The sequence below is a fragment of the Sphingopyxis sp. GC21 genome, assembly GCF_025727575.1.
In the GTDB taxonomy this organism is placed as follows: domain Bacteria; phylum Pseudomonadota; class Alphaproteobacteria; order Sphingomonadales; family Sphingomonadaceae; genus Sphingopyxis; species Sphingopyxis terrae_A.
In genome coordinates this window covers 541,487-564,051 of record NZ_CP095845.1, presented here as the reverse complement: position 1 = coordinate 564,051, position 22,565 = coordinate 541,487, and the positions used below count along the sequence as shown (strand labels likewise).

The 22,565-nt window shown below is 65.3% G+C and carries 25 protein-coding genes; 4 read left to right on the top strand and 21 right to left on the bottom strand.

What is annotated here, in order from left to right:
- Window positions 1-69: 69 nt before the first annotated feature.
- From MU856_RS02685 to MU856_RS02655, 7 genes are read right to left on the bottom strand one after another with little or no spacing between them, the layout of a single operon-like run.
- A complete protein-coding gene (locus tag MU856_RS02685) occupies window positions 70-1,860 on the bottom strand; it encodes an SLC13 family permease (RefSeq protein WP_062902028.1) in 1,791 nt (596 codons plus the stop codon).
- 7 nt (window positions 1,861-1,867) lie between these two features.
- The gene (aroC, locus tag MU856_RS02680; RefSeq protein WP_062902027.1) at window positions 1,868-2,944 is read right to left on the bottom strand and encodes a chorismate synthase; all 1,077 of its coding nucleotides are present in this window, start codon (window positions 2,942-2,944) and stop codon (window positions 1,868-1,870) included.
- Window positions 2,941-3,315, bottom strand: a complete 375-nt coding sequence (locus MU856_RS02675) for a VOC family protein (protein WP_062902026.1) — start codon at window positions 3,313-3,315, stop codon at window positions 2,941-2,943. The genes aroC and MU856_RS02675 overlap by 4 nt, the downstream gene beginning before the upstream one ends.
- 41 nt (window positions 3,316-3,356) lie before the next feature.
- Window positions 3,357-3,887, bottom strand: coding sequence for a GNAT family N-acetyltransferase (locus MU856_RS02670; protein WP_082819917.1), 531 nt, complete (start codon window positions 3,885-3,887; stop codon window positions 3,357-3,359).
- Window positions 3,880-4,704 (bottom strand): enoyl-ACP reductase FabI, encoded by an 825-nt coding sequence (gene fabI, locus MU856_RS02665; RefSeq protein ID WP_263588299.1) that lies wholly within the window; start codon window positions 4,702-4,704, stop codon window positions 3,880-3,882. The genes MU856_RS02670 and fabI overlap by 8 nt, the downstream gene beginning before the upstream one ends.
- Before the next feature lies 1 nt (window position 4,705).
- A complete protein-coding gene (locus MU856_RS02660) occupies window positions 4,706-5,782 on the bottom strand; it encodes a YihY/virulence factor BrkB family protein (protein ID WP_062902025.1) in 1,077 nt (358 codons plus the stop codon).
- A 3-nt stretch (window positions 5,783-5,785) separates the two neighbouring features.
- On the bottom strand, window positions 5,786-6,718 hold the full coding sequence (locus MU856_RS02655) for a DnaJ C-terminal domain-containing protein (protein ID WP_003047962.1): 933 nt from the start codon (window positions 6,716-6,718) through the stop codon (window positions 5,786-5,788).
- A gap of 132 nt (window positions 6,719-6,850) precedes the next feature.
- On the opposite strand from MU856_RS02655, the gene pdxH reads away from it, so the two are divergent.
- The gene (pdxH, locus tag MU856_RS02650) at window positions 6,851-7,432 is read left to right on the top strand and encodes a pyridoxamine 5'-phosphate oxidase (protein WP_003047963.1); all 582 of its coding nucleotides are present in this window, start codon (window positions 6,851-6,853) and stop codon (window positions 7,430-7,432) included.
- A complete protein-coding gene (locus MU856_RS02645) occupies window positions 7,429-8,244 on the top strand; it encodes a PhzF family phenazine biosynthesis protein (RefSeq protein ID WP_263588298.1) in 816 nt (271 codons plus the stop codon). The genes pdxH and MU856_RS02645 overlap by 4 nt, the downstream gene beginning before the upstream one ends.
- A gap of 18 nt (window positions 8,245-8,262) precedes the next feature.
- Here MU856_RS02645 and MU856_RS02640 read toward each other — a convergent pair whose 3' ends face one another.
- Window positions 8,263-9,420, bottom strand: coding sequence for a serine hydrolase domain-containing protein (locus tag MU856_RS02640; protein WP_062902023.1), 1,158 nt, complete (start codon window positions 9,418-9,420; stop codon window positions 8,263-8,265).
- An 8-nt stretch (window positions 9,421-9,428) separates the two neighbouring features.
- On the opposite strand from MU856_RS02640, the gene MU856_RS02635 reads away from it, so the two are divergent.
- Window positions 9,429-9,860: a hypothetical protein gene (locus tag MU856_RS02635; RefSeq protein ID WP_202988256.1), complete on the top strand. Its 432-nt coding sequence runs from the start codon at window positions 9,429-9,431 to the stop codon at window positions 9,858-9,860.
- Here MU856_RS02635 and MU856_RS02630 read toward each other — a convergent pair.
- The 5 genes from MU856_RS02630 to MU856_RS02610 all read right to left on the bottom strand — a co-directional run bounded on the left by MU856_RS02630 (window position 9,844) and on the right by MU856_RS02610 (window position 13,474).
- Window positions 9,844-10,095: a hypothetical protein gene (locus MU856_RS02630; protein WP_234179438.1), complete on the bottom strand. Its 252-nt coding sequence runs from the start codon at window positions 10,093-10,095 to the stop codon at window positions 9,844-9,846. The two genes, MU856_RS02635 and MU856_RS02630, sit on opposite strands and share 17 nt — an antisense overlap.
- A 24-nt stretch (window positions 10,096-10,119) precedes the next feature.
- Window positions 10,120-11,346 (bottom strand): low temperature requirement protein A, encoded by a 1,227-nt coding sequence (locus MU856_RS02625; protein WP_062902022.1) that lies wholly within the window; start codon window positions 11,344-11,346, stop codon window positions 10,120-10,122.
- Entirely contained in the window at window positions 11,315-12,112 is a 798-nt protein-coding gene (locus MU856_RS02620) for an AraC family transcriptional regulator (protein WP_062902021.1), read from the bottom strand. The genes MU856_RS02625 and MU856_RS02620 overlap by 32 nt, the downstream gene beginning before the upstream one ends.
- Before the next feature lie 193 nt (window positions 12,113-12,305).
- Window positions 12,306-13,229, bottom strand: coding sequence for an alpha/beta fold hydrolase (locus MU856_RS02615; protein ID WP_062902020.1), 924 nt, complete (start codon window positions 13,227-13,229; stop codon window positions 12,306-12,308).
- 17 nt (window positions 13,230-13,246) lie between these two features.
- Window positions 13,247-13,474, bottom strand: coding sequence for a hypothetical protein (locus MU856_RS02610; RefSeq protein WP_202988254.1), 228 nt, complete (start codon window positions 13,472-13,474; stop codon window positions 13,247-13,249).
- 28 nt (window positions 13,475-13,502) lie between these two features.
- On the opposite strand from MU856_RS02610, the gene murA reads away from it, so the two are divergent.
- The gene (gene murA / locus MU856_RS02605) at window positions 13,503-14,786 is read left to right on the top strand and encodes a UDP-N-acetylglucosamine 1-carboxyvinyltransferase (RefSeq protein WP_234179436.1); all 1,284 of its coding nucleotides are present in this window, start codon (window positions 13,503-13,505) and stop codon (window positions 14,784-14,786) included.
- Here murA and MU856_RS02600 read toward each other — a convergent pair.
- From MU856_RS02600 to MU856_RS02565, 8 genes are all read right to left on the bottom strand, one after another.
- A complete protein-coding gene (locus MU856_RS02600; protein ID WP_263588297.1) occupies window positions 14,783-15,739 on the bottom strand; it encodes a DMT family transporter in 957 nt (318 codons plus the stop codon). The two genes, murA and MU856_RS02600, sit on opposite strands and share 4 nt — an antisense overlap.
- A complete protein-coding gene (locus MU856_RS02595) occupies window positions 15,736-16,737 on the bottom strand; it encodes a threonine aldolase family protein (protein WP_062903144.1) in 1,002 nt (333 codons plus the stop codon). The genes MU856_RS02600 and MU856_RS02595 overlap by 4 nt, the downstream gene beginning before the upstream one ends.
- A 112-nt stretch (window positions 16,738-16,849) precedes the next feature.
- Window positions 16,850-17,032 (bottom strand): hypothetical protein, encoded by a 183-nt coding sequence (locus tag MU856_RS02590; RefSeq protein WP_062902018.1) that lies wholly within the window; start codon window positions 17,030-17,032, stop codon window positions 16,850-16,852.
- Window positions 17,033-17,134: 102 nt separating this feature from the next.
- A complete protein-coding gene (locus MU856_RS02585; protein ID WP_062902017.1) occupies window positions 17,135-17,785 on the bottom strand; it encodes a DUF1345 domain-containing protein in 651 nt (216 codons plus the stop codon).
- Window positions 17,782-18,999: an argininosuccinate synthase gene (locus tag MU856_RS02580; protein WP_062765536.1), complete on the bottom strand. Its 1,218-nt coding sequence runs from the start codon at window positions 18,997-18,999 to the stop codon at window positions 17,782-17,784. Before MU856_RS02580 ends, MU856_RS02585 begins: the two co-directional genes overlap by 4 nt.
- A 640-nt stretch (window positions 19,000-19,639) precedes the next feature.
- Window positions 19,640-20,875, bottom strand: a complete 1,236-nt coding sequence (locus tag MU856_RS02575) for an SAM-dependent methyltransferase (RefSeq protein WP_234179435.1) — start codon at window positions 20,873-20,875, stop codon at window positions 19,640-19,642.
- Window positions 20,876-20,918: 43 nt separating this feature from the next.
- Window positions 20,919-21,689: a molybdopterin-dependent oxidoreductase gene (locus MU856_RS02570; protein ID WP_234179433.1), complete on the bottom strand. Its 771-nt coding sequence runs from the start codon at window positions 21,687-21,689 to the stop codon at window positions 20,919-20,921.
- The gene (locus MU856_RS02565) at window positions 21,686-22,543 is read right to left on the bottom strand and encodes a cytochrome b/b6 domain-containing protein (RefSeq protein ID WP_062902014.1); all 858 of its coding nucleotides are present in this window, start codon (window positions 22,541-22,543) and stop codon (window positions 21,686-21,688) included. Before MU856_RS02565 ends, MU856_RS02570 begins: the two co-directional genes overlap by 4 nt.
- Window positions 22,544-22,565 lie beyond the last annotated feature (22 nt).

Here is a 22,565-nt window from a genome sequence, read left to right as displayed (position 1 = left end):
CCCCGCCGAATGTAAATGGGGGGCCTAACAGCCCGGTGCCCGCGGAGCAATCGCCAGAATCTTCAGAGCCTACACAAGAAAAGTAATGGCTGCGCAGGTCGCGGCGCCGACGGCAAGCGTCAGCGGAATGCCCGCGCGGAAAAAATCGATGAAGCGGTAATTGCCCGCCGCATAGACCAGCGTGTTCGTCTGATAGCCGATCGGTGTGGCGAAGCTGGCCGATGCGGCAAACATGACCGCGATCACCAGCGGATAGGGATCGACCCCCAATTGCCGCGCCACCGCGATCGCCAGCGGCGTCACCAGAATGGCGACCGCGTTGTTGGTGACGATTTCGGTGAGCAGCACCGACAGGATATAGGTCGCAACGACCAGCCCCCACGGCGGTACGCTGCGCAGCAACGGCGTCAGTTCGCCGACGACCAGTTCGACGCTACCCGAATTTTCGAGCGCCAGCCCGACCGCGAGCATCGCGAAGATCAGGACAAGGACATTGCCATCGATCGAATCCCACGCCTCGTCGGCGTCGATGCAGCGCGTCACCAAGATCAGCCCGACCCCGATGATCGCGGCGACGCCGATGTCCATGACATTGAAGGTCGCCAGCAGGATGACGCCGACGAGCGCGCCGATGGCGATCGGCGCCTTGTTGCGGCGAAACTCGCGCTCGCTGGTCGAGCCCACGCCATAGAGGTGCGGATGGCCGTAGAGCTGTTTGATCTGGTCCGCCGGCCCCGTTACCAGCACACGATCGATCGCCTGAACGCGCGCATTGGGGAGGTCGGGGCCCGGCGTCTTGCGAAAGCGCGCCATGCCGAGGATGCGGACCTTAAGCGACGAGAGAAAGGGTATTTCGATCAGCCGGCGACCGATCGCCGGGTGGCTGGGGGCGATCATCGCCTCGACGATCGCCTCGTCATTCTGGTCGGCATTGTCGTGCCCGGCGGTCAGGCCGATAGCGACATTCTTGTTCGCGCGCAGCGACAGGAGTTCGGCAAGCTCAAGCCGCAGGACGAGGCGGTCGTCGGGCTCCAATATATCGTCGGCAAGGTTCGACCGGCGCAGCGTCGCACCGCGCTTCATCGCGACGAGCTTCACATTGGCGCGCTTGACGAAGGGCACGTCGCCGACACGCCGCCCGACCAGATTGCCGTCCTTCAGGATGCGCACTTCGGAGAGGAAGGTGCGATGTTCCTGGCTGAGCGCGATCTGCGACGGTGAATCGTCGGGCAGAAAGCGGCGCGCGATCAGCAGCAGCGCCAGCGTCCCCGCTACCCCCGCAACGAGCCCGACCGGGGTGATGGTGAAGATGCCGAAGCGATCGAGGCCATTATCCTGTGCCACCGCGGCGACGAGCAGGTTGGTCGAGGTGCCGATGAGCGTCGTCGTGCCGCCGAGGATGCAGACGAAGGACAGCGGCATCAGCAGCCGCTTGGCGCTGATCCCCAGCGCGCTCGCCAGCTTGAGCATGATCGGGATCATCACGACCACGACCGGCGTGTTGTTGAGGAAGGCCGAGGCGACATAGACGCCGAAGAACATCTCCGCGAGCGCCAGCTTCGGGTGTCGCTGCGCCCGGGCGATGATGCGGTTCGCGATCGCGTCGAGCGTGCCGGTGCGCAGCAAGGCGCCCGATAGGATGAACATCGCGCCAATCGTCACCGGCGCCGAATTGGAAAAGACCGAAAAAAGATCCTTGCCCGACAGGATGCCGAGGAAGAGGAAGGTGCAGGTCCCGAGGATCGCGACGACGGTCGCCGGGAAGCGCTCCATCACGAAGCCGACGAACATCAGGGCGAGTACGACAAGGCCGATGATCGCCTGATGCTGGGCGATAAAGGCCTGCGCCGCGGCGATCATTCGGCGACTATCCGCACTGCGCGCGCTGGAGCAGCTTGTGGTCGGCGAGGACGAGCGCCATCATCGCTTCGACCACCGGCGCACCGCGGATACCCACGCAGGGATCGTGGCGCCCCTTGGTGACGATGTCGGTCGCCTCGCCCGCCTTGTTCACCGTCGGCACAGGGGTCAGGATCGAACTGGTCGGCTTGAAGGCGACGCGCACCACGACGGGTTGGCCGGTCGAGATGCCGCCCGCAATGCCGCCGGCATTGTTCGAGAGGAAATCGGGGCGGTTGCTGCCGTCGCTCGCGGGGCGCATCGGATCGGCATTTTCCTCGCCGCGCAGCCGCGCCGCGCCGAAGCCCGCACCGATTTCGACGCCCTTGACGGCATTGATACCCATCATCGCAGAGGCGAGGTCGGCATCGAGCTTGGCATAGATGGGCGCGCCCCAGCCCGCCGGAACGCCGCTCGCGGCACATTCGATTACCGCGCCGAGCGAACTGCCCGACTTGCGCGCGGCGTCCATCAGCCCTTCCCAGCGCTGCGCCGCGGCCGGGTCGGGACAGAAAAAGGGATTGCGATCAATCTCTTCGAGATCGAAGTTCGCCGGGTCGATCGCATCGCCGCCGATTTCGGCGACCCACGCATGGATCTGCACCTCGGGCAGGATCAGCCGCGCGACCCCGCCGGCCGCGACGCGCGCGGCGGTCTCACGCGCGCTCGACCGGCCACCGCCGCGATAGTCGCGGATGCCATATTTGGCGTCATAGGCATAATCGGCGTGGCCGGGGCGATAGGCCTGGGCAATCTCCCCATAATCTTTCGACCGCTGGTCGACATTCTCGATCATCAGGCTGATCGGCGTGCCGGTGGTCTTGCCCTCGAACACCCCCGACAGGATGCGCACCTGATCGGGCTCCTGCCGCTGCGTCGTGTGCCGCGACTGGCCCGGGCGGCGCTTGTCGAGCCAAGGCTGAAGATCGGCTTCAGACAGCGCGAGGCGCGGCGGACAGCCATCGACCACCGCGCCGAGCGCCGGCCCGTGGCTCTCACCCCAGGTGGTGAAGCGCAGAACGCGACCGAAGCTGTTGAAACTCATGTGCGCGGCGTCCTGTCCATGAACTCGATGCGGTTGCCGAAAGGATCTTCGGTGAAAAAACGGTAACGCCCATCGACGGGGCTGTCATCCTTCGTCGGATGCCCATGCGCCCCGACCCGTGCGCGCAACGCGTCGAGCCCGTCGGTGGCGAGCGCGACATGCGCCTTTCTGGCAGGCCGGAAATCGCCCTCGACCCCCAGATGCAATTGCCGGTCGCCAAGCGCGAACCAGCAGCCCCCGCGCGCCGCCATGTCGGCGGGCTTGGGCAATTCGGCGAGGCCGAGAAGCGCGCCATAGAAAGCGCGCGCCCGCGCTTCGCCGCCCACCGGAATGGCGATCTGGACATGATCGAGGGCAAGCGCGAAATCCATGCCCCGCCGATGGCGGGAATCGCGCCGCAATTCAAGCGCGCTCAGCCCATCCGCGCAAAGGCAGGGGCATAATCGGCCCGGCCCGCGACCGGCCAGACAGCCGCCGGATCGAGCATCGTCGCCATCAGATGCTCGCCCGCGAACGGCGAAGCGAAGCGCGCCGCAAGATCGGCGGAAAAGCCAAAGCGCGTGTAGTAGGCCGGATCGCCAAGCACGACGCACAACGCTATCCCCTGATCGCGCAGCGCCGCGAGTCCCCCGCGGATCAGCAGGCCGCCGACGCCCTGTCCCTGCCAATCGGGAAGCACAGCTACCGGCGCGAGTCCGGCCGCAGCAAGAGGCCGGTCGTCTGCGACCGCACTCATGCGACTGAAGAGGATATGCCCGGCGACCGTACCAGCACGCTCGGCAACGAGCGAAACGAGCGCATCGCCATCGGCCTCGATCATCGCGACGAGTTCGGCCTCGCCCTGATAGCCGAAGCCGGTTGCGGTGAAAGCCTCCCGATGCACCGCCGCGATTGCCGCCGCGTCCTTAGCGCGGGCGCGGCGGACCGCGATTGCATCAGGCAAGCGCGATGTCCGGCGCGTCTTCCTGCTTCATGCCGATAGTGTGGTAGCCCGCATCGACATGATGCGTTTCGCCGGTGACGCCGCTCGACAGGTCGCTGAGCAGATAGAGCGCCGAGCCGCCGACGTCGTCGATCGTCACATTGCGGCGCAGCGGCGCGTTATATTCGTTCCACTTCAGGATCAGGCGGAAATCGCCGATTCCGCTCGCCGCCAGCGTCTTGATCGGTCCCGCCGAGATCGCGTTGACGCGAATGCCCTGCGGCCCATAGTCGTTGGCGAGATATTTGACGCTGGTTTCGAGCGCCGACTTCGCGACGCCCATCACATTGTAATGCGGAATGACCTTTTCGGCGCCATAATAGCTGAGCGTCAGCATCGCGCCGCCGCCCTGCCCCGTTTCGGGATCATAGGGCGTCATCATCGCCGCCGCGCGCTTGGCGACCGCAGTGAAGCTGTAGACGCTGATGTTCATGGTCATCAGAAAATCTTCGAGCCCGACATCGGCATAGGCACCGCGCAGCGCCTCCTTGTTGGTGTAGCCGATCGCGTGGACGATGAAATCGATCGTCGGCCAACGCGCCGCGAGCGTGGCAAACGCCTGGTCGAGATTGGCCATGTCGCTGACGTCGCAATCGATCAGGAAATCGCAGCCGAGCTCGTCGGCGAGCGGCTTCACCCGCTTTTCCATCACCTCGCCCTGATAGGAAATGGCAAGTTCGGCGCCCTGCGCATGCAGGGCCTTCGCGATGCCCCAGGCAAGCGACTTGTCGTTCGCAAGCCCCATGATCAGCCCGCGCTTTCCCTTCATCAGCCCCATGTCATTCTCCGGTCTTGTCGTTACCGACCACAATATCATCGACGCGCCCAATAGCGTCGTGGCCCAAATCCTCAACCTCGACGAGCGCTGCATTGAGTTCGGCGCCGATCACCATACCCAATCCGACGAGGTAGAAAAAGAACAGCGCGATCATGACGCCGGCAAGGCTGCCGTAGGTCGCGTCATAGCGGAACAGGCTGGCGAGCAAAGGCGGAAGCGCCAGAGTGACCGCCATCCACCACAGGGTGGTGAAGAGCGCGCCGGGCCATTTGGGAAATTGTCGCCCGCGATATTTCGACGGCGTCAGCGACAGGAAGAGAAAATAGATGGCGGCGAACAGCCCCAGCCCCGATACGCCGCGCGAAATGGCGACGACGCCCGCCGACTGATAGGCAGAGGGCAGGACGCGTTCGACGAACTGTTCGATGCCGACAATCAGTACCTGCAAGCTGAACGAGATCAGCATCAGCACGACCGCGCCGGTGATGATGCCGATCGACACCAGCCGATAGTGGAAAAAGCCTTTGGAAAAATGGGTGCCGTAGGCGCGGCGCAAGATGTCGCGGATCGTTTCGATCAGGCTGCCGACGGTCCACAGCGCGACGAGCGCGCCGAGCCAGAGGAAAATGCCCGTCCGCGCGCTCATCACCTCGGCGATCGGCCCCGCGAGCGCGCGCGCAACCGACGGCGGCATCGTCGAAAAGACGGCTTCGATCGCCCGCTCGCTGCCATAAGCGCCACCGACGAGACTGAGCACCGCAGCGAGCAGGATGAAGAAGGGAAAGAGCGCGATCAGCGCAAGATAGGCAAGATTTCCGGCGTGGATGAACCCGTCGGTGTATGTGCCGACCACCACCCGGCGCGCGACGCGAAAGATACGCGTCCCGGGGCCGAGCGTTTCGCGTCCGCGTTCGATGACGCCCTGCGCCCGCCCGCGAAGGTGCATGCGCTTGGCGCGCTCGGCGCGTGCCTCGGGCGAATGGGGCGAGTGGCCTTCGGCCAGAAATTCCCTGCCGACCTCTTCGGCGACCTGACGTTCGAGCGCTGCGGCGTCTTGCTGCCCGGGACGTTCAACCACACATCACACGCCAAGATCGGCCCGCACCGGCCGCGTATCGGTCCAACCTTCGAGCGCCTTTTCGAGCGCGGTGTCGCCCGAAGGAATGTCCACCATCAACCGGACGAGCTGGTCGCCGCGGCCGCCGCCCTTGCTGCTGAACCCCTTGCCCTTGAGGCGCATCACCTTGCCCGACGAGGAACCCGCTGGGATCGACAACATCACCGGTCCGTCGACGGTCGGCACCTTGATCTTCGCGCCCTTGACCGCTTCGTTCAGCGTGATCGGCAAGTCGAGCCGGATATTGTCGCCATCGCGTTCGTAGAAGGGATGATCCTTGACGCTGATAGTTACGATGCCGTCGCCATTGCCCCCGGGCCCCGGCTGCCCCTTGCCCGCGAGGCGCATCTGCGTTCCGGTTTCGACCCCGGCCGGCAGCTTGAGGTCGATCGTCTTGCCGTCGGCAAGCGTAATCCGCTGCATCGCCTGGGTCGCCGCGTCGACGAACGAAACGCTCAGCCGATAGGCGACATTGGCGCCTTTTTGCGGCGGTGCGCTGCGTCCCCCGCCGAAACCAAATCCGCCGCCACCACCGCGACCGCCGAACAGGCCTTCGAATATGTCGCCGAAGTCGGCGCCCTCGCCACCAAAACCGCCGAAGCCCCCCTGCGGCCCGCCGCGCGGGTCGCCCCGAAAGCCGCCGCCGCCACCTCCGAAACCGAACGGCATGGCGGGATTGCCCTCTGCATCAATTTCGCCGCGATCGAACTGCGCGCGCTTTTCCTTGTCGGACAACAGGTCATAGGCTTTGGTGACGTCGGAGAATTTCTCCGACGCCTTCGGATTTTCCTTGTTCCGGTCGGGATGCAGCTCTTTTGCAAGCTTGCGATAAGCGGATTTGATTTCCGCTTCGCTCGCGTTTTTCGCCACGCCGAGGGTGGAATAGGGATCTGCCATCTGTCTCCTGTAGCCCGATAAGTGACTGGCCGTGAAGGGCCGATTGCGAGCCATGTGGTAATGGCCGCGCAGAGGGTCAAGTTCCCGACGCTTTTGCTCGACCAGAGGCGCGACGCGGAGTATTGAGCCGGCATGACGACGACCGATCCTTTCGCGCTATTCGACCTATGGTATGGCGAGGCACGCGCGAGTGAACCCAATGACAGCAATGCGATGGCGCTGGCGACCGCGACGGCGGACGGCCATCCGTCGGTGCGGATGGTCCTGCTGAAAGGGCATGGCCCCGACGGGTTCGTCTTCTACACCAATCTCGACAGCCGCAAGGGCGGCGAACTTGCGGCGAACCCGCATGTCGCACTGCTCTTTCACTGGAAGTCGCTGCGCCGACAGATTCGCATCGAAGGCCCGGTATCGACCGTCGACGACGCAACCGCCGATGCCTATTTCGCGACGCGCAGCCGCGACAGCCAGCTCGGCGCCTGGGCCAGCCAGCAGTCGCGTCCGCTCGACGCGCGTGAAAGCTTCGAAAGCCGCTTTGCCGAAATGCAGGCGCGCTTCGAAGGACAGGACGTGCCGCGTCCGCCACGCTGGTCGGGCTGGCGCGTGACGCCCGAGCGAATCGAATTCTGGCAGGACCGGGCGCATCGCCTGCACGAACGCACGTTGTTCGTGCGCGCGGGCGATGGCTGGACGAGCGGACTGCTCTACCCATGAGCTGGCGCCGCCTGCCGATCACGCGCGTCGACGCCTTTGCCGAGCGGGCGTTCGAGGGAAATCCGGCGGCCGTCATGCCGCTTGATGAGTGGATGAGCGACGCGATGCTTCAGGCGATCGCGGGGGAGAATAATCTGTCCGAAACCGCCTTCGTCGTTCCCGACGAAACGAGCGAGGCCGATTACGAACTGCGCTGGTTCACGCCCAAGCAAGAGGTCGCGCTGTGCGGCCACGCGACGCTGGCGAGCGGACATGTGCTGCTGACCACCGCCCAGTGGCGCGGCGACATGCGTTTTCGCACGCGCCACGCGGGCATCCTCGTTGTCGCGCGCGATGACGAGGACGGATATCGCATGCGCCTGCCCGCCTATCGCCCCGAACCCAAGCCGCTGGCGAAGATCGCGGCCGCGGTCGGCGGGTCGCCGGTCGAAACGCTGTGGCATGAGGGGCGCTATGCGCTGCTCGTCTATGCCGATCCGCGCGAGGTGCGCGCGCTGGCGCCCGACATGGCGGCGCTCAAGGCGCTGGGCGACGTACAGGCGATCGCCACCGCCGACGGCGCGGGCGACCCAGCAGGCGCCGATGTCGTGAGCCGCGTGTTCGTGCCAAGCGCGGGGATCGATGAAGATCCCGTCACCGGGTCGGCGCACTGCGTCCTTACCCCTTATTGGACGCGCCGACTGGCGCGCGACCGCTTTACCGCCTGGCAGGCGAGCGAGCGCGGCGGGCGAGTCGGCTGTCATATCGACGGCGATCAGGTCGAGCTTTCGGGTCGCTGCGTCACGACGCTGACCGGCGAATTCCTGCTCTGACGATCGCGGCGTAGCGCCTTAGAGCGCGGCAGTCAGATCGGCGAGATGGCGGCGGAGCGCCGGGAACTGCTTGTCCTTCGTTATGCCGAGCCGCACCATCGTGATCCGCTGCGACGGCGACACGATGATATATTGCCCCTGATGCCCGATGCAGGCGAACAGGTCGTTCGGCCCGCGATCGGGCCATAGCGCTGCCCCCACGCCCGCGGGCCGCGCGCGATTGAGCCAGATGTGCCCGCCATAGCCGGCATCGTTGGGCGACGGCGTCAGCATGAAGCGCATCCAGGTTTCGGGGAGCAGGCGCTGGCCGTTCGCAACACCATGATTGCGCAGGAATTCGCCGAACTTCGCATAGTCGCGTGCGGTCGCGTGCATGATCGATCCGCCGACCATCGTGCCATGCGCATCGAATTCGGGGGTCAGGCTGGTCATCCCCAGCGGCTCGGTCAAACGGCCGTGAATGAAATCGAGCATCGCGTCGCGCCGCGCGTCGGGGTTCGAGGACGGGGTCAGTGCATCGGTCAGGATATCGGCAAGGATGACGCTGGTCGCCGAACTATAGTTGAAGACTTCACCCGGTTTGGCGATAGCGGGCTTGCCCTCGGCAAAGGCGGCCATATCCTGCGCGCCCTTGCCGAACAACATGTCGACCGTGTCGCCGCGCCACACCGGGTCGCCTTCCTCGACATGCTCAAGGCCCGATGACATGTGCAACAGATCCCTGAGCGCGATCGTGCCGCGCGGATCGCCGCTGCGTTGCCACGCCGCGACTGGCGCCGGGCCATCGAGCGACAATTGGCCGTCGGCGACCAGAAAACCGGTCAGCACCGCGGTGATGCTCTTGGCCATCGACCAGCTGATAAGCTTGGTATCGGGGCCGAAGCCGGCGCCATAGCGTTCGTAGATTGGCTTGCCGTCGCGCAGGACCAACAGCGCGCGCGTCTCGCCGACATCGCCGGCATCGTCGAACAGCGCATCGGCCTTCGCCTTCACCACCGGATCGAGCGCCGGGAGCGCGGGCGACGCAGCGACCGGCACGACATCGTCGATCGACGCGCCCAGCCGCGGTGCTGGTGCGGGCGGCGCCATGCTGCCCTGACCGGCGGCGTGCGTCAGCGACCAGCCACCCAGAAGCGCGAGCGCGGCACTTGCCAGCAAGAGTTTTTTCGTGATCATGGCCGCCCGTGAGTAACACCAACCCACCCGAAACGGCAACGGGCGAACCTGCCGCGGCGCCGACACCGACCGGCGAGCGCCCCGACGTGCCGCGCCGCCTGCACGGCCGCAAGCGCCGGGCGAGCCGTTGGGGCGGCTGCCTGCCGTGGGCTGCGGGGTTCGGCGCCCTGTTGCTGATCTTCCTGATCTGGCAATTTCCGTCGTTCAAGGCGCAGGCCGAACTCGGCTCGGCCTATGCCGCGCGCGTCGGTTGTTCGTGCCGCTATGTCCAGGGACGCAGCCTCGACAGTTGCCAGACGGACTTCGAACCCGGCATGGAACTGGTGTCGCTCAGCGACGATCCGGCGACGAAGACGGTGACGGGCAGCGTGCCGCTGCTCGCATCACGCAGCGCGCGCTATGCCGGCGCCAATGGCTGCCTGATCAATCCCGCACCCTGAACCGCTTCGTGATCAGCGCGAAAGCCGCGGGGACGCCGAAGACGAGCAGCCACACCGTCGCCTCCTCGTCCCAGCCATAGCCGGCGGAAAGCACGCCGAAGAGCAGATTGGCGACCGATACGACCAACCACAGGACCAGAAAAAGCCGGGTCGCGCGGGCGGCATCGCGAATGGACAGGCGTAGCAGGACCAGCAGGGCCAGCGCGGCGATGAGCATGATCATGGTGTGCGACATGGATTCCTCCCCTGAAACATCCGGCTAGGCATCGGGATCGGCGCCGAACAAGCGGCCGAGCCCGGGCGCCCAGCGCTGCCAGCCGCCGTTGAGCGATCCCCATTCCCAGATCGCGGTGAACAACAGCGCGCCGAAAATTCCCATGCCGAGCGTCAGCGGCTGCCAATGGCCGAACCAGGCCGCGGCGCCGATCGCGAGCAGCAGCGCGCAGCCGAGCATATGCGAAAAGGGCGGCAGCGGCCGATCGTTCGTCGCGCGCTTGAACCCCATATTGCCGACGAGGAAGAGCAGCGCGCCGCCGACGGCAACGGCGAGATAGGCCGGCTCGATATGCCCCTTGGGGTGGGCGAGCAGCATTTCGTCGGCGACCGCCGAGACGACGAGCCCCGCGACGATCGGGATATGCCAATAGGTATAGGCGTTGCGCGCGAGAAGGCCGGCGTCGCCGCTCACCTCGATCAGCTTGCTCCCGCGCACCGCGCCGGTGTCGAAATAGAGCCACCACAGCGCCGCGCTGCCCAGGAAGCAGGTCACGAAAGCCGTCCAGTGGAGCGCGTCCTGTGGCAACGTCGCAAAGGTCGCGCCGGTGACGAGCACCCCCTCACCCAGCGCAATGATGATGAACAGCGCGCAGCGTTCGGCCATATGCGCCCCGGCGATGTCCCAGTCAGCCGCGTTCGACCGGCCCAGCCCTGGCGTCGCAAAAAAGGCGAAGGGACCGGCATATTCGATGGCGAGCGCCGCCGCCCAGCACAGCATCCGCACCTCGGCATCGGCGAAGCAGCCCGCGATCCACAGGGGCAGGGTGAGCAGCGACCAGAAGGCGATGCGCGCGAAATTGCGTGCGCGCCCGTCGTGGATCCCCCAGCTTGCCCAGACGACATAAAGCGACCGCCCCAATTGCATCGAACAATAAGCGGCGGCGAACAGCCAGCCATTCTTGCCGAACGCGTAGGGAATGGCACTCGACAGCGCGAGCCCCGCGAGCATCAGCAGGATCAGCATCAGGCGGACATTGGCGCGGTCGGGGTTGAGCCAGTTCGCAACCCAGGTCGTGTAAATCCACACCCACCAGACCGCGAACAGCAGGATCAGCGCCTGCAACGCCCCCATCAGCGACAGATGCGCGAGCAGACCGTGCGAAAGCTGGGTTATCGCGAAGACGAAAACGAGGTCGAAGAACAGCTCGATATAGGTGACTGGCGCATGGCCGTGCGCGTCACGCGCCCGAAACAGATTGGTCCTCGCCATCGACGCTCGCCCTCCCCTTCATAAGTTTGCGCCACTGGCCGGGAGACATAGCAAGCCTGCGCCGAAACACAGAACAAAGATGCGCGTGACTCGAAAAGCCGGTTGCAAAGGCGATTTCGGCGACGCTCAGCGGCCGGTTGAGCAGAAACCAGCAGGCGCGGCGCAGCCGCTGATGCAGCACATATTGCGCCGGCGTGCGCCCCGTCGCGCGCGCGAACTGGACGATCAGATTATTGACCGACATGCCGGCTTCCTCGGCAAGTTCGTGCACCGACAGCTGGGTTTCGAGGCCCTTCTGGATATAACGCATCAGATCGTCGATGCGCCGCGCGATGCCCGGCTGTACCGGAAGCGTTGCCGTGGTTGCGAGCCGTTCGGCGATCGCGGCGATGAGCGCGTCGCCCGCCTGGGCATCGCCCGCCGCGAGCGCGCGGGCGAGCGCCGCCATCGCCGGATCGTCATGCCCCGCGATCGCCCGCGCATGGGGCGAAACGGCGAGCCGGTGGTGCGGAATTTCGACCTCGATGCTACGCACCGCGCCGCCCTGCGCCGTCGCACGATATTCGTGACCGAAGGGCGCCAGCCACATTTCGCCGGGGATCGGATCGCCAAGCGATGTTCGCCGTCCGTCGAGCCAGGTCTCGAGCCAGTGGTAGCTGCCCGCTTCGTAAAGGATCAGCATGTGACAATCGCCAGACACCGTCCAACTGCTCGGGCCGTCGATCCGGTCGACCTTGGCGATTGCCCTGACTTCTCCCGCGTTCATCCAGCGAATATGCCGAATGCGGGAGAATCTGAAAGCCTGCAATATAGGCCAAATCTATGGTTAAATCGCACCTTCAGTTTTTGGGTCGCAAACCAGTGGACGGACTGAAGGTGCACCCCAAAACCGACCCCTCCGGCGGGCGACTGTTATAGTCGTCCGCCGTTTTTCGGGCTCCGCTAAACGGCGACGCGGGTCAGTTTGCGGCGAGAAATTCGTCCATCGCGGCGTTGACCGCATCGGGCGCTTCCCAAGGCACAAAATGGCCGCAGCCCGGCACCTTCACGATGGAGATATCGGGCACCAGTTCTTCGATCCCGTCGAGATTGCACGGGGGCAGCGCGACATCGTCGAGCGCCCAGACGACCAGCGTCGGGATCGTCAGCTTCGGAAAAGGCATCGCGGGCGGCTCGGCATAGGGGTCGTCCATTGCGGGCACATTGGCGGGCGAACCGCGATACCAGTTGATCATTGCGCGGCAGGTGTCGCGATCCTCCCAATCCTTGAGCAGCCGGGCGATCTCGTCGGGCGGCTGGATCCCGCCGCTCGGCACCCTGCCCGCAAAGGCATGGGCAAGGATGCCCGCGATGCCATGCTCCTCGATAATCGCATCGCTGGCAGGATCGCGGAAGGTGCGGATATACTGGCTCGCGGCGCGCTGCTCGGCATTGGTCAGCAGCAGGCGCTGAAAGATCGCAGGGTGCGGCGCATTGGCGATGACCGCCCGCGTGACGCGGCCCGACCATTCGGGATGCAGCCCTCCTGGCTGACCGCCGAGCGCCACGCCCCACGCGATCGCCCCACCCCAATCATGCCCGACGACCGTAAAATCGCCGACGTCCAGCGCGTCGGCGAGCGCAAAGATATCGGCGATCAGCTTGTCGGGGGTGTAGGAGGCGGCGTCCTGCGGCTTCGACGACCCGCGATAGCCGCGCTGATCGGGCGCGATGCAGCGGAAATGCTGCGCGAAATGCGGCAGCTGAAAGCGCCAGGTGCGGTGCGATTCGGGAAAGCCGTGGAGGAATATCAGCACCGGCGCATCGCGCGGCCCCATATCAACAACGTCGAGTTCGACCCCCGTCGCCAGCCTGACCCGCACCTGATCGAAATCGCCGCTCATGCATCGCTCCTCTGGTTTCATTTCAAAACCGTCTGGCCGAGCGCGGCGCCGCTGGCAAGCTGCAACAAATGGCGGGTCGGTGGCGACTGCGGCGGCGTTTGGCGGATTGGCGGCATTGGGTTGGAGAGCGGACGTTGCGGCAAATCGCCTTGCGTTCGCCGGCGCAAGCCGGGGTGCAAGTCCGGGATGACGATGCCGTAAATATCGTACTTCGGTCGCAACCCGACCACCGCATCCGCTTGCACGCACCCACGCATCCGCTAAAGACGCCCGATGGATCAGATCGTCATTCGCGGCGGCCAGCGACTCAAGGGCCGTATCCCCATCTCGGGCGCCAAGAACGCCGCGCTCACCCTTCTACCCTGTGCGCTGCTGACCGACGAGCCGCTGACCCTGCGCAACCTGCCGCGGCTCGCCGACGTCGATGGCTTCGGGCATCTGCTCAACCAGCTCGGCTGTTCGACGACGATCGAAGGATCGCGGCCCGAGGATTTCGGCCGCGTGATGACCGCGCGCGGGACGACGCTGACCTCGACCGTCGCACCCTATGACATCGTCCGCAAGATGCGCGCGTCGATCCTCGTGCTCGGCCCGCTGCTCGCGCGCGCGGGCGAAGCCACCGTGTCGCTGCCGGGCGGCTGCGCCATCGGCAATCGCCCGATCGACCTGCATCTGAAGGCGCTGGAAGCGTTCGGCGCCGAGATCGAGCTCGCGTCGGGCTATGTGAAGGCCGTCGCCCCCGGCGGGCGCCTTGCCGGCGGCAAGTTCACCTTCCCCGTCGTCTCGGTCGGCGCGACCGAAAATGCGGTGATGGCGGCAGTTCTCGCCAAGGGCACCTGCGTTCTCGAAAACGCCGCGCGCGAGCCCGAGATCGTCGATCTGTGCAACTGCCTGGTCGCGATGGGCGCGCATATCGACGGCATCGGGACCGAAACGCTGACGATCGAAGGCGTCGACCGCCTGCATGGCGCGACCTATCGCGTGATGGCCGACCGCATCGAGGCGGGCAGCTACGCCTGCGCCGCGGTGATCACCCAGGGCGATGTCGAACTGGTCGGTGCCAAGGCCGACGAGATGGAAGCGACGCTCGCCGCGCTGCGCGAAGCCGGTGCGACGGTCGAGACGACCAAGGCCGGGATCCGCGTCGCTATGGACGGCCGCGCCGAGCCCGTCACGCTATCGACCGCGCCCTACCCCGGCTTTGCCACCGACATGCAGGCGCAGTTCATGGCGATGGCGACGCTCGGTACGGGCGCCTCGCTGTTCACCGAGACGATCTTTGAAAACCGCTACATGCACGTCCCCGAACTCGCGCGCATGGGCTGCGACATCCAGGTCAAGGGCCGCACCGCGATCGTCCGCGGCGTCGATCATCTGGTCGGCGCGCCGGTGATGGCGACCGACCTGCGCGCATCGATGAGCCTGATCATCGCGGGGCTGGCGGCGCAGGGCCAGACCGAGGTCAACCGCGTCTATCACCTCGACCGCGGCTATGAGCGGCTGGAGGAAAAGCTGCAGGCGGTCGGCGCCGATATCGAACGGATCAGCGCGGGCTAGTCGCTCTCGACCGGCATCGACACCATATTGCCGCTGACGGAGGGTTTGGCAGGCCGTTTCGCGACCGCGATCACCAGTCCGACAAGCGCGACCGCGCCGCCCGCGATCGACAGCGGCGCCCAGTGATACCCCTCGAGCGCGGTCGAAAAGCCCATCGCGATGATCGGTATGAGCACGCTCGACCACGCCGCCTGGCCCGGCCCCACCGCGCGGATGACGCCGAAATAGAGCGGAAAGGTCACTGCGCTCGCAATGACGCCGAGATAGAAGACGCCGCCGATATAGGCCGGCGTCGCGTCGATCTGCGGCTGACCGGTGGTGATCCACGCAAAGGCGCCGTCGGCAAGCGCGCCGAACAGCATGGCCCACGCGATCATCACGATCATCGACTGCGCGCGCGCGAAATGCGTCCCCTGCATCACATTGGAAATCGAGGCGCTGAGCACCCCCGACAGGGTGAGCGCGGTTCCGATCAGCACGGCGTGCGCGTCGAGCGCGGCGGCGCGATATTCGTGCAGGATCATCATCGCCACCCCGACGATCGCAATCCCCGCCCCCGCCAGAAAGCGCCCCTCGACCGGCGTGCGGAGGAACAGGCGGCCAAGCAACGTGTTGGGAACGATCAGCAACGCGAACAGCACCGCCACCAGCCCCGACGTGATATGCTGTTCGGCGCGGTAGACGAAATTGAAGTTGAAGGCGAATTGCGCGACGCCGAGCATGGCGGCAAATGCCAGCGCGCGCGGACCCGGCATCAATTGCTCACGGCGGACGACGGCAAAGGCGAACATTGCCGCCGCCGCAACCGCAAAACGATAGGTGACCGACCAGCTCGGCGGTACGATGCCAAGCTGTCCCTTGATGACGATCCAGGTCGACCCCCAGATCAGCGTTACCAGCGCAAAGGGAAGCAGGACGCGCGGGCTGAGCAGCGACGCCGACGGTGCGGTCATAGCGCCGCGATCGCGGCGGCGAGCGGCGCCACTGCGGCGGCATCCTGGTCCCAGCTCGTGACAAGACGAGCGGCGCCCTCGCCCCAATCGTAAAAGTCGAAGCCCCGGGCGCGCAGGTCGGCGGCTTCCTCGGCGCTCAGCCGCACGAAGAGTTCGTTCGCCTCGACGGGGTGCATCAGCCGGTCGCCGCACGCCTGCGCGAGCGCCTGCGCGCCGGCGTTGGCGGCGCGCGCATTGGCGAGCCACAGATCGTCCTTCAGCATCGCGCGAATCTGCGCTGCGACGAAGCGTCCCTTGCTGAGCAGATGTCCGCCGCGCTTCTTGAGCTCGCGCACCCCCGCCCCGCCGCTGCCACCAAAGAAAACCAGTGCCTCGGCCATCATCGCACCATTTTTGGTGAAACCGAACGACAGCGCATCGACTCCCGCGCGCCACGTCACATCGGCGGGCGAACAGCCGGCGAAGGCGACTGCATTGGCAAAACGCGCGCCATCCATATGCAGCTTCATGCCATTGGCGCGCGCTATTTCACTGATTTCGCGCACTTCGTCCGGCCGCCACGCCAGGCCATATTCGGTGGCGTTGGTGATGCTGATCGCGGCGGGCTGCACCTGATGCACATCCCTGCGGATACCGGCGATCCGCGCCTTCAGCGCATCGGCGTCGATCTTCGCGCCCGCGCCCGGCAGCGTCATCAGCTTGGCGCCGCCCGAATAGAAGGTCGGCGCGCCGCATTCGTCGACTTCGATATGCGCCTCTTCATAGCAGAGGATGCCCTGCCACGGCCGCACGAAATGGGCGAGGATGATGCTGTTCGCCGCGGTGCCGGTCGCGATCCACACCACCTCGCAAGAGGTTTCGAACAGGTCTGAAAAGGCCGCGTCGAGCGACCGGCTGATCGCGTCGCCGTCATAGGCGGTGTCGACATGATTGGCGGCGACGAGCGCCTCCATTACGGCGGGATGGACGGCGGCGGCATTGTCCGAAAAAAAGCGCATGGCGGTCATGACGTCGCCCTTAGCGCAGGATGTGACGTCATGCTAAGCCGTTATTTGTGAAATTCAGTGCCATTCGTTCGCGAAATCGAGACAATATACTTTCCAAAGGAAGTTAATGGCGACGGCGATAGATTTTCCGGCCCAGCGAGCGCGACCAGCGCACGTAATAAGCGCCGGGCAGTAGCAGGCGCGTGGCGATGCCATGCGTCGTTACGATCAGGGCAAAGCGTGGCAGCCAGACAAGGCAGGGCATCCATTCGTGACGGGCGGAATCATGGGCGGGCGGCGCATCCATATGCTGTTCTCCGAGTCCGCCCCATGCCGCAAATTAGCATAGGCGACCGGAAATGAAGACCGGAAACGGCATGTCGCGCGACCATCGGCCCGGCAATCCGGTTCAACCGCCGCTGAGACTGTTTATCGTGAAAGCGATGACGCCGATGTTGAAGACGAAAGCGGCAAAGCTCTGGACCAGCGCGATGCGGCGCCAATGCGGGCTGTGGATCTCCACATCGCTGGTCTGAAAGGTCATCCCCAGCGTGTAGGCGAAATAGGCGAAATCCCAATATCCGGGCTGGCGCTCGCCGGGAAATTCGATGCCGCCGCGATACTCGCCCTTGCGATCGGGCGCGTAGAACAGATGCGCATAGTGCAGCGCGAACACCATGTTGAAGAACAGCCAGGCGACGAGCAGCGTGCCGAGCACCAAAATCTTCTGCCAGAGCAGCGGCGCGTCGGCGCGGCCGTGGAGAATGAAGCCGACGCCGAACAGCACAAGCATCAGCACCGCGACGGTGATCGCGAGCGAGATGAGCTGATCGGGATCGTTGCGCTGGGCCTGTTCGCGGATCGCGCCATTGCCGTCGCGGAACAGCGGCACCAGCGTTGCGAAGAAGACCAGTGCTGCGGCGACGAAGCCGAGCAGCGCCGCCTCGGGCCAAGCGAAGCGCAGATGAAAGAGCAGTATGTCGGCGAGCAGGACGGTGAACAGCACAAAGCGCCACGGCACCCGGGCCTGCCGGATCGCCGTCTTGCCCGTCTGCGTCACCGATCGCGCTTCGCGAGCAACTTGAGACGCAGCGCGTTCAGCTTGATGAAGCCCGCCGCATCCTTCTGGTCATAAGCGCCGGCATCATCCTCGAACGTTACATGCGCTTCGCTGTAGAGGCTGTTCGGCGACTTGCGGCCGACGACGCTGGCATTGCCCTTGTAGAGCTTCAGGCGGACGGTGCCGCTCACCTTTTCCTGACTGTGGTCGATCGCGGCCTGCAGCATCTCGCGCTCGGGCGCGAACCAGAAGCCATTGTAGATGAGCTCGGCATATTTCGGCATCAGCTCGTCCTTTAGGTGCGCCGCGCCGCGATCGAGCGTGATGCTTTCGATCCCGCGATGCGCCCGGGCATAGATTTCGCCGCCCGGCGTTTCGTACATACCGCGCGACTTCATGCCGACGAAGCGGTTTTCGACGAGGTCGAGGCGGCCGATGCCATGCTTGCGGCCAAGGTCGTTGAGCGCCGCAAGCAGCGTCGCGGGCGACATCGCCTGACCGTTGAGCGCGACGCCATCGCCGCGTTCGAAATCGATCGTGATATATTCGGGCGCGTCGGGTGCATCCTCGGGATTCACGGTGCGCGAATAGACGTAATCGGGCGTTTCCTGCCACGGATCCTCGAGCACCTTGCCTTCCGAGGACGTGTGCAGCAGGTTCGCGTCGGTCGAGAAGGGGCTTTCGCCGCGCTTGTCCTTCGGCACCGGAATCTGGTTCTTTTCGGCGAAGTCGATCAGCGCGGTGCGGCTCGTCAGATCCCATTCGCGCCACGGCGCGATCACCTTGATGTCGGGGTTGAGCGCATAACAGGACAGTTCGAAGCGCACCTGGTCATTGCCCTTGCCCGTCGCGCCGTGCGCCACCGCGTCGGCGCCCGTTTCGCGCGCGATTTCGACCAGCCGCTTCGAAATCAACGGCCGCGCGATCGACGTGCCGAGCAGATAATCGCCTTCATAACGCGCATTGGCGCGCATCATCGGGAAAACGAAGTCGCGCACGAATTCCTCGCGCACATCGTCGATATAGATATGCTCGGGCTTGATCCCCATCAGCTCGGCCTTGGCCCGCGCCGGTTCGAGTTCCTCGCCCTGTCCCAGATCGGCGGTGAAGGTCACCACCTCGCACCCATAGGTGACCTGCAGCCATTTCAGGATGACGCTGGTGTCGAGTCCCCCTGAATAGGCAAGGACGACGCGCTTGATGGATTCGGACATGGCAGCACCTTCTGGCGGGAAATGACGCGGGCGCGGCTAGCAGGACTGCCGACGCGGCGCAACGGCCCGATCGGAAAAAGAGACGGAAAACTGCGAAACTTCACGCGCAAATCATAGTCGCGCAGCCGCTGGCGGCCTCAACGGCAGCCCAAACGCGACAAGAGAACCGAGGCGCAGGGTCAAACTATCTCCCTCTTCGCTTTAGGGGCGATCGGGTCGAAGCGGCGAAGCGGCGAAGCGGCGAAGCGGCGAAGCGGCGAAGCGATCAATATGGGTGGAAATAAACGGCATAAACAGGAGGCTAGCGCGACCCGGTTTTGTAGGACAGCGACTTTCTGGGATGAAATGGCGGCATCCGACCGGTTGCGGACTTATTTTCCTTCGTCATCCCGGACTTGATCAGGGATCCATTCACGCAGCGTCGGAATAATGGATCCCTGATCAAGTCCGGGATGACGACTGAGGTGGAGCCCAGCATCTATATGTGTTCCCCGGCGAAGGCCGGGGCCTAGGGCTTTACGGCACCGACGTCAGCGTTCGACGCCCTGGACCCCGGCTTTCGCCGGGGAACACGAAGCGGTGAGCGGCGAAGTCCCCTTCCACCCCGAAGCAGACCCCTGTCGCCCTTCCCATCGCGAGGCTAAAGATAATGCCCCTCGGCTTCAGCCATATAGTCGCGGGTCAGCGGCAGGGCGTGGCGGCTGCGGGCGAACTGGATCTGGTAATTGCCCATCCCGCCGCTTTCGAAGGCCGCGGTGGCGCCGGCCAGGTAGAAGGTCCACATGCGATAGAAGCGTTCGTCCATCATGGCGACGATCTCGCCCCGATGCGCCAGCGTGCGCGCATACCATTGGCGCAGCGTAAGCGCATAATGCAGCCGCAGCGTTTCGACGTCGGTGACGATCAGCCGGCTCTTTTCGCTCGCCGCGACCGTTTCGCTGAGCGCGGGGATATAGCCGCCGGGGAAGATATATTTGCGCGTGAAGGCGTCGGTCGCGCCGGGTTTACCGAAACGGCCGATGGTGTGGAGCAGCATCACGCCGTCGGCGGTCATCAGATTGGCGCAGGCGCGAAAGAAGGTTTCGAAATTGGCGGCGCCGACATGTTCGAACATGCCCACCGACACGATCCGGTCGAAACCCCCGACCTCGCGCTCGGCAAGGTCGCGATAGTCGATCAGTTCGAAGCGCACCCGGTCGGCCACACCCGCCGCCGTGGCGCGTTCGCGGGCGAGCGCGAGCTGTTCTTCGGACAGGGTGATCCCCAGCACCTCGACCCGTTCGAGCTGCGCGAGGGCGATCGCCATGCCGCCCCATCCGCAGCCGATGTCGAGCACGCGCTGCCCCGGCGCGAGCGCCAGCTTGGCCGCGATATGCGCCTTTTTCGCCGCCTGAGCCTCCTCCAGCGTCATGTCGGGGCGCGGCCAATAGGCGCAGCTATATTGCATGTCGCTGTCGAGGAAGAGGCGGTAGAGGTCGTTGCCGATGTCGTAATGATGCGCGACATTCGCGCGCGACGAGCGCCGGCGGTTGATCGAATTGAGCCGCGTCTTCATCCCCTCGATCCATTCGCCGAGCGCGGTCTTGTCCTTGAGCTTTGCGCCGCGGTCCCACGGCGTGTTCGCGCGCAGCAGGCCGATCAGCTCCATGATATCGCCCTGAACGATCTCCATCTCGCCGTCCATGAAGGCTTCGGCGGCGCCGAGCCGCGGATCGAGGATGATGCGGCGCATCCCCTTTCGCGTGGTAAAACGCACCGTCACTTCGGGATAGCCGGCGGCTGGCGCGCCGAAGCTTTCGCTGCTCCCGTCCGGCGACAGGACGGTCAGCTGGCCGTGACGGATGACGCGGGCCAGGAACGGGCGGAGAATGGACATGGGTGCGACCTTTTTTTGCGTCTTGCCTGCCCCCTGCGGCCCCCTAAATACCCGCATACCATTCATAATCAATGCGGTCTTCCCAGAAGCCGCCCTTCCCCGCCCCCACCTTTTCGAGGCTGGCGACCGCTTCGATGCCGGTCAGATATTTGGCATGCTTGTAACCGAGCTGCCGCTCGATCCGCAGCCGCAACGGCGCGCCGTTGGCGATCGGCAATACCGATCCGTTGAGCGCCCACGCAAGGATGGTTTGCGGATGAAGCGCATCGACCATGTCGCAGCTTTCATAATAAGCCGCGCCTCCGATCCGGTCGGCACAATGAAAGACGATATAGCGCGCCGCATCGCGCACCCCTGCCGCTGCCAACACTTGGCGCAGTTGCGGCCCCATCCATTCGGCGATCGCGCTCCATCCCTCGACGCAGTCGTGGCGGGTGATCTGCCGACGTTGCGGCATCGCCCGCAAATCGGCGAGCGACAGCGACAAGGGCCGCGCGACCAGCCCCGATACGCGAACACGCCAGTCGGCAAAGCCGTTCGCGGCGTGCGCGGCATAGTCTGCCCCTTCGGGCAGGCGGGTGCCGTTGGCGCGAAAGACGGGCGACAGGTCGGCGCGGCCATATTCGGGGGCGAGGGCGTCGCGATCCGTCAGCGCCCGCTGGCTGGCGCGGTTCATCTCCTCGCCCATCGACAGGATCTTGCGCACTGCGGGCGCCTCGTTGACCCGATCGCACGCAGCGAGCAGCGGCAGCGCGGCCGCCATACCGCCCGCGCGGACGATCAGTTCGCGTCGCGGCAGGATCAGGCCGGTCATGCGTTTTCTCCCACGCGAGGCTTGTCGGCCGGCAGACGGAACCAGCCCGTAAGCATCGAGCGCAGTTCGTTGACCGGCCCGGCGAGCAGCACCATCGCGATATGGACGAGGAAGAAGGCGACGAGCGCCCAGGCCAGGATGAAATGGATCGAGCGCGCCGACTGGCGCCCGCCGAACAGGTCGAGCAGCCACGGCGCCGCGGCGTTCATCCCCGGCGACATCGTCAGCCCGGTTGCGATCATCAGCGGCAGCAGCACGAAGATCACGCCGATATAGCTGAGCTTTTGCAGGATATTGTACCGCGCCGCCGCTTCGCCCGTCGGAAAGCGCAGCCGGGCGTGATCCTTGATATCCTGCCAGATATGCCCCGGCGACCATTCGGGGCGCCGGACGTGCAGATCCTTGCGCAAATGCCCGCCGATCGCGGTCCACAGCATATAGAGCGTCAGGCTGATCGCCAGCACCCAGGCGAAGAAGAGGTGCCAGCGCCGCCCGTCGGCAAGGCTGTAGCTGGTGGGAATCGTCGCCCAGCCCGGAAAGGCCCAGGTCTTCGTCGCACCATTGGCGTCGGTCCAGCGGCCAAGCACACCCGTCGTGTCGATCTCGACCGCGGCAATGCGGAGGTAGCCGCGATTCGCCTTCGACCCGATCGACAGCCACGGCTGGTCGTAGTTCGCGCCATATTGCCCCCAATAGAGGCGCGGGTGCGCGTTGAAGATCATCAGCCCGCTCATCAGCATGACGAGCAGCGTCGCGGCGTTGATCCAGTGCCAAAGCCGCGTCGGCAGCCGATGGCGATAGACGCGCGGCGGCGGGGCGGCCGCGGGGGCGACGGGGGACTGGTCCTCTTCCATATCCCTCATTCGCTCCCGCTCC